The sequence below is a fragment of the Muribacter muris genome, from assembly GCF_004569585.1.
In the GTDB taxonomy this organism is placed as follows: domain Bacteria; phylum Pseudomonadota; class Gammaproteobacteria; order Enterobacterales; family Pasteurellaceae; genus Muribacter; species Muribacter muris.
The window spans coordinates 1-11,632 of the sequence record NZ_SPPA01000037.1; the positions used below are offsets into that span (position 1 = coordinate 1).

6 protein-coding genes and 1 pseudogene are annotated in these 11,632 nt (G+C 44.7%); all 7 read left to right on the forward strand.

The genetic code is table 11. The features are described from left to right. Positions 1–175: 175 nt before the first annotated feature. The gene (locus E4T80_RS11845) at positions 176–448 is read left to right on the forward strand and encodes a hypothetical protein (protein ID WP_135058616.1); all 273 of its coding nucleotides are present in this window, start codon (positions 176–178) and stop codon (positions 446–448) included. 1 nt (position 449) lies between these two features. After that, positions 450–995 (forward strand): hypothetical protein, encoded by a 546-nt coding sequence (locus E4T80_RS11850; RefSeq protein WP_135058617.1) that lies wholly within the window; start codon positions 450–452, stop codon positions 993–995. 416 nt (positions 996–1,411) lie between these two features. Further along, complete coding sequence (gene rplJ, locus E4T80_RS11855; protein WP_047975819.1) at positions 1,412–1,903, forward strand: 50S ribosomal protein L10; 492 nt, start codon at positions 1,412–1,414, stop codon at positions 1,901–1,903. Positions 1,904–1,957: 54 nt separating this feature from the next. After that, complete coding sequence (gene rplL, locus E4T80_RS11860; RefSeq protein WP_047975818.1) at positions 1,958–2,326, forward strand: 50S ribosomal protein L7/L12; 369 nt, start codon at positions 1,958–1,960, stop codon at positions 2,324–2,326. Between the two features lie 329 nt (positions 2,327–2,655). Next, positions 2,656–6,684, forward strand: coding sequence for a DNA-directed RNA polymerase subunit beta (gene rpoB, locus E4T80_RS11865; protein WP_135058618.1), 4,029 nt, complete (start codon positions 2,656–2,658; stop codon positions 6,682–6,684). A 153-nt stretch (positions 6,685–6,837) separates the two neighbouring features. Continuing rightward, complete coding sequence (rpoC, locus tag E4T80_RS11870) at positions 6,838–11,121, forward strand: DNA-directed RNA polymerase subunit beta' (RefSeq protein WP_135058619.1); 4,284 nt, start codon at positions 6,838–6,840, stop codon at positions 11,119–11,121. Between the two features lie 225 nt (positions 11,122–11,346). After that, a pseudogene (locus tag E4T80_RS11875) lies at positions 11,347–11,632 on the forward strand (porin OmpA); the annotation flags it as partial.

The following is an 11,632-nucleotide window of genomic DNA, read 5'->3' on the forward strand; positions in this document are numbered from 1 at the left end:
TTTTAAATCCCTTTATCCAACCAGCGCAAGCGGTTGATTTTAGGCATAATTTTACAAAAGGCAAACCAGTGTACACTGGTTTTGTTTTCTCTTGCAGAGAAAACAAAATAAACCCTGAAGAAAAAATAATTTCTTTCAGGAATGTATGTTTTATAACTATTAGAGGATTATAAATATGAAAAAAATAGACGTTTTAGTTGATGTGTATAGAAACGTATTTGCTTTTGATAAGTTTGAGGAAGCTCCTTGGTGTTATAGCAACTTTAGAGCGATAGATCCTGAATTACAGCCCATCGTTGATGATGCTGTCGAGAAAATGATTGAAGTCGAGAATATTTATGTTTTCGATCATCATACTATCCTATGTTCATCTTATGAGCCAGAAAAAACGAATATAAAAGCTTTGCTTGATACAGAAGTGTTAGTGTTTACGTTAAGTGAGGTATAGAATGAAACATCTAAAATCAATAATGATTGCAACGGTATTGGCATTGGGTTCTTTCTCTGCAATAGCACAAACCGCAGAGAACATATTTAACCAAGCTCAAACTATCTCTGATGAGGCTGAAAGCTTGAGGAAAGAGTCTGTTAGATATCAAAATTGGGGTTGGCGTATATTAGATCAGGATAAATTCGATAGAGCTCAAAGTTTATATGAAGAGAGCTTTAAATTGTATGAGGAAGCTCGACAACAAGGGAATATTGAAGCGGAAAATGCTTTATTGAAGCATAAATTGGATTTAGCTGTAGTATTTGTGGATCTGAAACAGTGTATTCAGGCAAAGCCTTTATTAAATGATCTTTTAGCGGAATCATCAGAAAATGCTAATCCGTTATTAAAAGCACAAGCTATAGGTTATATTGGGAATCTGTATGTGAGCGGAACATGTTTTCGCAAAGATGTGTCAAAAGGGGTTAAGCTCTTTGGTCAATCTTGCGATTTAGGGAGTTGGCACGGATGTAATCGATACAATGAATTTGATAAGAACAAATAACCTATTTTACCTATTATCAAAACCCCTTCATCTTCTGGCGGGATTTTTTATATAAATCCTCGATATGCTCTCGCTGTGATACAAGGCTAACTGATTGTTTATTGTTAGAGGGAATTCTGAATCTGGCGAGAGATTCTCTTCGTGGTGCTTTACACTGCCTTAAAAACAACGTATAATTCGCACTCTTTTTGTGCAATGCACAAATGATTGATGGTGCTTACCATTTAAGCCCCGTCCAAGACCGTAGGTGAAGCTATGTGAACAGTTTCTTAATTGAAAACCTACGTAGATGGTGAACAGACAGATTTTTCTGCTTCTGTACACCTTAGCCTCAAAAAGATGCCTAACAAGCGGTGATTTTTTTGAGATTTTTTGTAAATTCTGCCTTGTGCAGAGTGTATCAGGAGCTAAAACCAATGGCATTAAATCTTCAAGACAAGCAAGCAATTGTTGCTGAAGTAAACGAAGCTGCCAAAGGTGCCCTTTCTGCTGTGGTTGCGGATTCTCGCGGCGTAACAGTAGAGAAAATGACTGAGTTACGTAAATCTGCCCGTGAAGCGGGTGTAACAATGCGTGTTGTGCGTAATACTTTATTACGCCGTGCGGTTGAAGGTACTGATTTTGAGTGCTTGACAGATACGTTTACCGGTCCGACTCTGATTGCGTTTTCAAATGAACATCCGGGCGCAGCGGCTCGTTTATTCACTGAATTTGCAAAAGCAAACAAAGAGTTTGAACTTAAAGGTGCAGCCTTTGAAGGTAAAATCCAAGATGTTGAATTCTTGGCAACATTACCAACTTACGAAGAAGCAATTGCACGTTTAATGGGCACAATGAAAGAAGCTGCGGCAGGCAAACTTGTTCGCACTCTTGCAGCATTACGCGACAAATTACAAGAAGCGGCATAATTTTCCGCCGTATTCTTCACTCGTTTAACTTATTTACTTTAGGAATTGATTGTTATGTCATTAACTAACGAACAAATCATTGAAGCGATTGCTTCTAAATCAGTATCAGAAATCGTTGAACTAATCACTGCGATGGAAGAAAAATTCGGTGTTTCAGCAGCGGCAGCAGTAGCAGCAGCTCCGGCAGCAGGCGGCGCAGCGGCAGAAGAGAAAACTGAATTTGATGTTATCCTTGCAGAAGCAGGCGCAAACAAAGTAGCTGTTATTAAAGCAGTTCGTGGTGCAACCGGCTTAGGCTTAAAAGAAGCGAAAGACTTAGTTGAGTCTGCACCGGCAGCATTAAAAGAAGGTATCTCTAAACCTGAAGCTGAAGCGCTTAAGAAAGAATTAGAAGAAGCTGGTGCGAAAGTTGAAATCAAATAATTTTTGATTAAACTGTTAGTCTGGCTAAGACTTGATGGCTGGTGGATTTCCCATCAGCCATTTTCTGCTTAAAGTTTAGAATAAATTTGTGTCGTTTTATTTTATTCTAACTTATTGATTTTAAATCAATTAACAAGCGGTTTGTTGTTGAGAAAAGTTTGCAAACCACTTTCCTAACCCAATCAAACGCCAGTGCGGTAGTGATTTTTGACCCCTGTTCCCTGATTGGAAGACGACATCTCGTATCCTATTTTTAATGCCACTTCCTGCCGAGTCTTTAGGCGGATTGTGAAAATTCAACCAAATAAAAATCAGAAGGCTATCTTATAATGGCATATTCATATTCCGAGAAAAAGCGTATCCGTAAGAGCTTTGGTAAACGTCCGCAAGTTCTGAACGTACCTTATCTACTAACCATTCAGCTTGATTCTTTCGATAAATTTATTCAAAGAGATCCTGAAGGACAACAAGGTTTAGAAGCGGCATTCCGTTCAGTGTTTCCGATTGTCAGCAGTAACGGGGCGACTGAATTACAATACGTTTCTTATGAATTAGGCGAGCCGGTTTTTGATGTGCGTGAATGTCAAATTCGCGGCACGACCTATGCAGCCCCTTTGCGTGTTAAATTGCGCTTAGTTTCCTTTGATCGTGAGGCGGCAGCCGGCACGGTGAAAGATATTAAAGAACAAAACGTCTATATGGGCGAAATTCCGTTGATGACCGATAACGGTACTTTTGTGATCAATGGGACGGAGCGGGTTATCGTTTCGCAATTACATCGTAGCCCGGGCGTTTTCTTCGATTCCGACAAAGGTAAAACCCACGCTTCTGGTAAAGTGCTGTATAACGCACGCATTATTCCTTACCGTGGTTCTTGGTTGGATTTTGAATTTGATCCGAAAGATAACCTGTATGCCCGTATCGACCGCCGCCGTAAATTGCCGGCAACCATTATTTTGCGTGCATTAGGTTACACAACCGAAGACATTCTTAATATGTTCTTCGACAAAATTGTCTTTCATATTCAAGACAATAAATTGTTGATGACCTTAGTGCCGGAGCGTTTAGTCGGTGAAACCGCTGCCTTTGATATTGAGGCGAACGGTAAAGTGTATGTTGAGAACGGTCGCCGTATTACTAGACGTCATACTCGTGCATTAGAAAAAGATAATATTACCCAAATTGAAGTGCCGACCGAGTATATTGTCGGCCGTGTTACGGCGAAAGATTACGTTGATTTATCCACAGGGGAAATTCTTTGCCCTTCCAATACGGAAATTTCGTTAGAGACCTTAGCCAAATTAGCACAAGCGGGTTACAACGAAATTGAAGTGCTGTTTACTAATGATCTTGATCACGGTCCTTATATTTCCGAAACCCTACGCATTGATCCGACCTATGACCGCTTGAGTGCATTGGTTGAAATTTACCGTATGATGCGTCCGGGCGAGCCACCGACAAAAGAAGCGGCGGAAGGCTTGTTCGACAATATGTTCTTCTCGACAGACCGTTACGATCTTTCAGCGGTCGGTCGGATGAAGTTCAACCGTTCGTTAGAAATTCCGGAAGGGGTTGGGTCAGGGGTACTAAGCAACGATGACATCATCGGTGTGATGAAGAAACTGATCGAAATCCGTAACGGTCGTGGCGAAGTGGACGATATTGACCATTTAGGTAACCGTCGTATTCGTTCTGTAGGCGAGATGGCAGAAAACCAATTCCGTATCGGTTTAGTGCGTGTTGAGCGTGCGGTGCGTGAGCGTCTGTCATTAGGTGATTTAGACGGCGTAACGCCGCAAGATTTAATCAATGCCAAACCAATCTCGGCGGCAGTGAAAGAGTTCTTCGGCTCTTCGCAACTTTCGCAATTTATGGACCAAAACAACCCGCTTTCAGAGGTAACTCACAAACGTCGTATTTCGGCATTAGGTCCGGGCGGCTTAACCCGTGAGCGTGCCGGCTTTGAAGTGCGAGATGTTCACGCCACCCACTATGGTCGTGTTTGTCCGATTGAAACGCCGGAAGGACCGAACATCGGTTTGATCAACTCTCTTTCCGTTTATGCCCGTACCAACGATTACGGCTTCTTAGAAACGCCGTATCGTAAAGTCGTTGACGGACAAGTTACCGAAGAGATCGAGTATCTTTCTGCGATTGAAGAAGGCAACTTCGTGATCGCACAGGCAAACTCAAACTTAGATGCCGACTTCCGCTTTACCGACACTTATGTTACCTGTCGTGGTGAACACGGTGAATCCGGTTTATATCGTCCGGAAGAAATTCACTATATGGACGTTTCAACCCAGCAGGTCGTTTCCGTGGCGGCAGCGTTAATTCCGTTCCTTGAGCACGACGATGCGAACCGTGCGTTGATGGGGGCGAACATGCAACGTCAGGCAGTACCAACCTTACGAGCGGATAAACCGCTAGTCGGTACAGGGATTGAAAAAGCGGTTGCGCTTGACTCCGGTGTGGCGGTCGTGGCAAAACGTGGTGGGACAATCCAGTATGTTGATGCCTCACGTATCGTGGTGAAAGTGAACGAAGACGAAACCGTGGCGGGCGAAGCGGGGATTGATATTTATAACTTAATCAAATATACCCGTTCAAACCAAAATACCTGTATCAACCAAATTCCGTGTGTGAAATTGGGCGAACCGGTGGAGCGTGGCGAAATTTTAGCGGACGGCCCTTCAACGGATCTCGGTGAATTGGCACTCGGTCAAAATATCCGTGTCGCCTTTATGCCTTGGAACGGTTATAACTTTGAAGACTCAATGTTGGTTTCCGAGCGTGTCGTACAAGAAGATCGTTTCACCACCATTCACATTCAAGAGTTATCCTGCGTGGCTCGTGATACCAAACTCGGTGCGGAAGAGATCACTGCCGATATTCCGAATGTGGGTGAATCGGCACTGAGCAAGCTGGACGAATCTGGTATTGTTTACATCGGTGCGGAAGTGAAAGGCGGCGATATTCTTGTCGGTAAAGTAACCCCGAAAGGGGAAACCCAATTAACGCCGGAAGAGAAATTATTACGGGCAATCTTTGGTGAAAAAGCCTCTGACGTAAAAGATTCTTCCCTGCGCGTACCGAACGGAACATCGGGTACGGTTATTGACGTACAAGTATTTACCCGTGATGGTGTCGAAAAAGATAAACGGGCGAAAGAAATCGAAGAAATGCAGCTCAAAGAGGCGAAGAAAGACCTTGTTGAAGAGTTGCAAATCTTAGAAGCCGGCTTATTTACCCGTGTACGCAGCCTATTGCTTGACGGTGGTGTGAAAGAAGAGACTCTGGATAAGTTAGCCCGTGAAAAATGGCTAGAGCAAACCCTCGAAGACGAAGCGAAGCAAAATCAGCTTGAGCAGCTTGCCGAGCAGCACGAAGAGCTACGCAAAGAGTTTGAGCGTAAACTTGAGATCAAACGTAACAAGATTATTCAAGGGGACGATCTCGCACCAGGCGTATTGAAAGTAGTGAAAGTCTATTTGGCGGTAAAACGTCAAATCCAGCCGGGTGATAAAATGGCGGGTCGCCACGGTAACAAAGGGGTTATCTCGAAAATCAATCCGGTGGAAGATATGCCGTACGATGAAAACGGTCAGCCGGTGGAAATCGTGTTGAACCCGTTGGGCGTTCCGTCTCGTATGAACATCGGTCAGATCCTCGAAACTCACTTAGGTTTGGCGGCGAAAGGCATTGGTGATCAAATTAACGCAATGATCAAACAGCAACAATCTATTGCTAAGTTGCGTGAATATATCCAAAAAGCCTACGATTTAGGGCACGGTGCGCAAAGCGTGGATTTAAGCACGTTCAGCGATGAAGAAGTGATGCGTTTAGCGCAAAATTTACGCAAAGGCTTACCGCTTGCCACCCCTGTATTTGACGGTGCGCACGAAAGTGAGATCAAAGGCTTGCTTGAGCTTGGCGGCTTGCCGACTTCCGGTCAGATCACCTTATATGATGGACGTACCGGCGAGAAATTTGAGCGTCCGGTTACCGTCGGCTATATGTATATGCTCAAATTGAACCACTTGGTTGATGACAAAATGCACGCCCGTTCAACCGGCTCGTACAGTTTGGTCACGCAGCAGCCGTTGGGTGGTAAAGCACAATTCGGTGGTCAGCGTTTCGGTGAGATGGAGGTATGGGCACTGGAAGCATACGGTGCGGCTTATACCTTACAAGAGATGCTCACGGTGAAATCCGATGACGTGAGCGGACGTACCACAATGTATAAAAACATCGTGGACGGCACGCATTATATGGAACCGGGAATGCCGGAATCCTTCAACGTGATTACGAAAGAGATTCGTGCATTAGCGATTGATATGGAATTGGACGAAGCCTAATTCCTCGCTTATCCCTCTTAATGCAGGGGAAATCTCGCAAGCGGTCGGATTTGCAAAAAATGTTGCAAAACAGACCGCTTGTTATCCGCAATAAAATTCGTAGGGTAAGCATCGGCTTGCCAAACAAAACAACCTCAACTCAGGGGCAAAAACGTGAAAGACTTAGTAAAGTTTTTAAAAGCACAATCTAAATCAAATGATGATTTTGATGTGATTAAAATCGGCTTAGCATCACCGGATAAAATCCGCTCGTGGTCATTTGGCGAAGTGAAAAAGCCGGAAACCATTAACTACCGCACCTTCAAGCCGGAGCGTGATGGGTTATTCTGTGCCAGAATTTTCGGGCCGGTGAAAGATTATGAATGTCTATGCGGTAAATATAAACGCTTAAAACACCGTGGCGTGATCTGTGAAAAATGTGGTGTTGAAGTTACCCAAACCAAAGTACGCCGTGATCGTATGGGGCATATTGAGCTTGCTTGCCCGGTTGCGCATATTTGGTTCTTAAAATCATTGCCGTCCCGTATCGGCTTGATTTTAGATATGCCATTGCGTGATATTGAACGTGTGCTGTATTTTGAATCCTATGTGGTGATTGAGCCGGGAATGACCGATCTTGAGAAAAATCAGTTATTAACGGAAGAACAGTATTGGGAAGCGGAAGAGCGCTGGGGCGACGAGTTTGAAGCGAAAATGGGGGCAGAAGGTATCCAAGCCCTGTTGAAAGATTTACAACTTGAGCACCAATGTGAACTATTGCGTGAAGAATTACAAGAAACTAACTCTGAAACGAAACGCAAAAAAATCACGAAACGTTTGAAATTATTAGAGGCTTTCCTTCAATCCGGCAACAAACCGGAATGGATGGTAATGACAGTATTACCGGTATTACCACCGGATTTACGCCCGTTAGTGCCGCTTGATGGCGGTCGTTTTGCGACTTCTGACTTAAACGATTTATACCGCCGTGTCATTAACCGTAACAACCGTTTAAAACGCTTATTGGATTTGGTTGCACCGGATATTATCGTGCGTAACGAAAAACGGATGTTGCAAGAATCGGTCGATGCATTATTAGATAACGGTCGTCGTGGTCGTGCGATCACCGGTTCAAACAAACGCCCGTTAAAATCCCTTGCGGATATGATTAAGGGTAAACAAGGTCGTTTCCGTCAGAACCTATTAGGTAAACGTGTGGATTACTCCGGTCGTTCGGTGATTACCGTAGGTCCTTACCTCCACCTCCACCAGTGTGGTTTGCCGAAAAAAATGGCGTTGGAGTTGTTCCGTCCGTTCATCTATTCAAAATTAGAAAGCCGTGGTATCGCTTCAACCATTAAAGCAGCGAAGAAAATGGTCGAGCGTGAAGATCCGATCGTATGGGATATCTTGGCGGAAGTGATTCGTGAACACCCGATTCTGCTAAACCGTGCGCCGACCCTTCACCGTTTGGGTATTCAAGCCTTTGAACCTTTATTGATTGAAGGTAAAGCGATTCAGTTACACCCGCTCGTGTGTGCGGCGTTCAACGCCGACTTCGATGGCGACCAAATGGCGGTACACGTGCCATTAACCCTTGAAGCGCAGCTAGAAGCCCGTGCGTTGATGATGTCTACCAATAACGTGTTATCGCCAGCTAACGGTGATCCGATCATCGTGCCGTCTCAAGACGTTGTATTGGGACTTTACTATATGACACGGGATAAGGTGAAAGGCAAAGGCGAGGGAATGTACTTCCTTGATCCGCGTGAAGCGGAAAAAGCCTACCGCACCGGTCAAGCGGAATTGCACGCACGGGTTAAAGTGCGGGTAACCGAATATGAGAAAAATGAGGCTGGTGAGTTTGTCGGTTCAACAGCGTTGGTTGATACCACCGTTGGTCGTGCTATTTTATGGATGATCTCGCCAAAAGGAATGCCGTTTAAACTGTTTAACCAAACACTAGGCAAAAAAGCGATTTCAAAATTGATTAACGAAGCCTATCGCCGTTTAGGGTTGAAAGAAGCGGTTATCTTTGCCGACCAAATTATGTATACCGGTTTTGCTTATGCGGCACGTTCCGGTTCTTCGGTCGGTATTGACGATATGGTTATTCCGCAGCAGAAATATGAGATTATTGAAGCAGCGGAAGCCGAAGTGGCGGAAATCCAAGAGCAGTTTAATCAAGGTTTGGTAACTGCCGGTGAACGTTATAACAAAGTGATCGATATTTGGGCGGCGGCGAACGAGCGTGTTGCAAAAGCGATGATGGAAAACCTTTCAACCGAAGAAGTGATTAACCGTCACGGCGAGCCGGAAAAACAAGCGTCATTCAACAGTATCTTTATGATGGCGGATTCCGGGGCGCGGGGTTCTGCGGCACAGATTCGTCAGCTTGCCGGTATGCGTGGTTTGATGGCACGTCCGGACGGCTCGATCATTGAAACGCCGATTACGGCAAACTTCCGTGAAGGCTTGAACGTTCTTCAATACTTTATTTCAACCCACGGTGCGCGTAAAGGTTTGGCAGATACGGCATTAAAAACGGCGAACTCCGGTTACTTGACCCGCCGTCTTGTAGATGTGGCACAAGATTTAGTGATTGTTGAGGACGACTGTGGTACGCACGAAGGTATCGTAATGACACCGCTTATTGAAGGTGGTGATGTGAAAGAGCCGTTGCGTGATCGTGTTTTAGGACGTGTCGCAGCAGAAGATGTATTCAAACCGGGTACGGAAGAGGTGCTTATCCCACGCAATACCTTAATTGATGAGAAATTGTGTGATGTGATTGATGCGGAATCTGTCGATGTTATCAAAGTCCGTTCCGTTGTAACCTGTGATACCGATTTCGGTGTGTGTGCGAAATGTTACGGTCGTGATCTTGCCCGTGGTCATTTGATCAACCAAGGGGAAGCGGTCGGGGTTATTGCGGCACAATCAATCGGTGAGCCGGGTACACAGTTAACGATGCGTACGTTCCACATTGGTGGTGCGGCATCTGCGGCGGCTAAAGAGTCCAGCATTCAAGTCAAAAATGCGGGTACGCTTAAATTAACGAACGCAAAATTTGTTACAAATAAAGACGGCAAAATTGTCTTGACCTCCCGTAATACCGAATTAACCGTAGTAGATGCGTTTGGTCGTACCAAAGAGAACTATAAAGTACCTTACGGTGCAGTGCTGTCAAAAGGCGACGGTGAAGAGGTGAATGCCGGTGAAATCGTGGCAAACTGGGATCCGCATACAATGCCGATCATCTCAGAGGTAAGCGGTTTCATCAAATTCAGCGATATTGTGGACGGTTTAACCGTTACTCGCCAAACCGATGAATTAACCGGTCTTTCATCTATTGTGGTGCAAGATGTGGGTGAGCGTGCAACCGCAGGTAAAGATTTACGTCCAGCGTTAAAATTAGTGGATGCGCAAGGTAACGATATTCTGCTTAACAATACCGATGTGCCGGCACAGTATTTCTTACCGGGTAAAGCGATTGTAACTTTAAATGACGGCGTGGAAATCGCAGTTGGTGAAGCCCTTGCCCGTATTCCGCAAGAGTCAACAGCGACTAAAGATATTACCGGTGGTTTACCACGGGTTGCCGATTTATTTGAAGCACGTAAACCGAAAGAACCGGCTATCTTGGCGGAAATTTCAGGGATTGTGTCGTTTGGTAAAGAAACCAAAGGAAAACGCCGCTTGTTGATCACACCGGCAGAAGGTGAAACTTACGAAGAGATGATCCCGAAATGGCGTCAGCTTAACGTCTTTGAAGGTGAAATGGTGGAACGTGGTGATGTGATCTCAGACGGTGCGGAAACACCACACGATATTCTGCGTTTGCGTGGCGTACACGCCGTAACCGATTACATTGTGAACGAAGTGCAAGAAGTTTACCGCTTACAAGGGGTAAAAATTAACGATAAGCATATCGAAGTGATTGTCCGCCAAATGTTGCGTAAAGCGATTATCACCAATGCTTACGATTCCGAGTTCTTAGAAGGTGAGCAAGTTGAGGTTGCCCGCATTAAAATTGCTAACCGTAAGCGTGCGGCAGAAGGCAAACCGTTAGTGGAATTTGAACGTGAATTACTGGGGATTACCAAAGCTTCTCTTGCAACGGAATCCTTTATTTCGGCGGCATCGTTCCAAGAAACGACCCGTGTACTCACCGAAGCGGCGGTAGCCGGTAAGCGTGATGAACTGCGAGGCTTAAAAGAGAATGTTATCGTCGGTCGTCTCATTCCGGCAGGGACAGGTTTTGCCTACCATCAAGCTCGTGCGAAAAAACGGCTTTCCGGCGAATCAATGAAGATTGAAACGCCTGCGGTATCTGCTGCATCGGCTTTTGCCACTGCACAAGAGATTGAAGCGGAAACGCAAAATGTGATTGCTGATGAAGCGACACAAAATCTTGCGGCATTATTAAATGCCGGTATCGAGATGGACGAGGAGTAATCTTTGTATAAGAAGTAGGGAATCCCCTACTTTCTGTGAATTGATTAAAAAGTATTAGGTTATAGAACCTAAAAACTAAAAAAGGTTGCTATTTTTTAGACTTTATGGGTTATAATAGTAGCCTTTACAGCGCTTTTTTCTCAGGATAGAGAAAAAAGATAAAGATCGACGTTATTGATTAACGTCTTCCTTTGGTTCGATGACGATTAATAGAGGATCATCAAAATGAAAAAATCTGTAATTGCATTAGCAGTATCTGGTTTAGCCTTAGCAACTGCGGCACAAGCGGCACCACAAGCAAACACTTTCTATGCGGGTGCAAAAGCGGGTTGGGCAACCGTTCACGGTGGGGTGAAACAATTCAACTCTAAATACGCAGATGATGCACGTTATGGTTCAGGTTTCTCAGAAGGTTTCAACGGAGAAGCAGAGCTTTTCGGTATTAACCGTAACTCTGTAAACTACGGCGTGTTCGGCGGTTACCAAATCGCAGATAACCTAGCGGTTGAGT

Coding starts and splice junctions, on each gene's coding strand:
- E4T80_RS11845 (WP_135058616.1), top strand. CDS start 176: ATGAAAAAAATAGACGTTTTAGTTGATGTGTATAGAAACGTATTTGCT.
- E4T80_RS11850 (WP_135058617.1), top strand. CDS start 450: ATGAAACATCTAAAATCAATAATGATTGCAACGGTATTGGCATTGGGT.
- rplJ (WP_047975819.1), top strand. CDS start 1,412: ATGGCATTAAATCTTCAAGACAAGCAAGCAATTGTTGCTGAAGTAAAC.
- rplL (WP_047975818.1), top strand. CDS start 1,958: ATGTCATTAACTAACGAACAAATCATTGAAGCGATTGCTTCTAAATCA.
- rpoB (WP_135058618.1), top strand. CDS start 2,656: ATGGCATATTCATATTCCGAGAAAAAGCGTATCCGTAAGAGCTTTGGT.